Origin of the sequence: Clostridium boliviensis, assembly GCF_033342255.1 — a bacterium.
Classification (GTDB): domain Bacteria; phylum Bacillota; class Clostridia; order Lachnospirales; family Lachnospiraceae; genus Lacrimispora; species Lacrimispora boliviensis.
This window is the reverse complement of the sequence record NZ_JAWONS010000151.1, coordinates 1-373: the sequence shown is the minus strand read 5'-3', so window position 1 is coordinate 373 and position 373 is coordinate 1. Positions and strand designations below refer to the sequence as shown.

At 61.1% G+C, this 373-nt stretch carries 1 protein-coding gene; it reads left to right on the top strand.

The annotated features are described in order from the left end of the window. Positions 1 to 367, top strand: a 367-nt coding sequence (locus tag RZO55_RS10355; protein ID WP_318064206.1) for a D-alanyl-D-alanine carboxypeptidase, incomplete at its 5' end; no start/stop codon positions are given. Positions 368 to 373: the final 6 nt, after the last annotated feature.

The window sequence follows — 373 nt, the reverse complement described above, 5'->3', positions numbered from 1 at the left end:
GAGGGACGGGTCGGGACTGACCCGGTACAACCGGATTTCTCCGGCACAGATCGTGGCGCTGCTGACGGCGGTGGCCGAGCAGCCGATTGAAGAGACCTTTGTCGAGTCGCTGCCGGTAGCGGGGGTCGACGGAACCCTGCGCAACCGGATGCGCGATACGGATGCGGCGGACAACCTGCGGGGAAAGACCGGTTCGATGACCCATGTCAGCGCCCTGGCCGGTTATGTCCGCACCCGGGACGGTGAGGAGCTCGCCTACGCGATCCTGTTAAACGGTTTTTCGGAAGGGTCCTTCAAAGATCTGGAGGATCGCATCGGAACGAGATTGGCCGAGTTCTCCAGAAAGGAACGGGAGGAAGCGGAATGAAAAAAT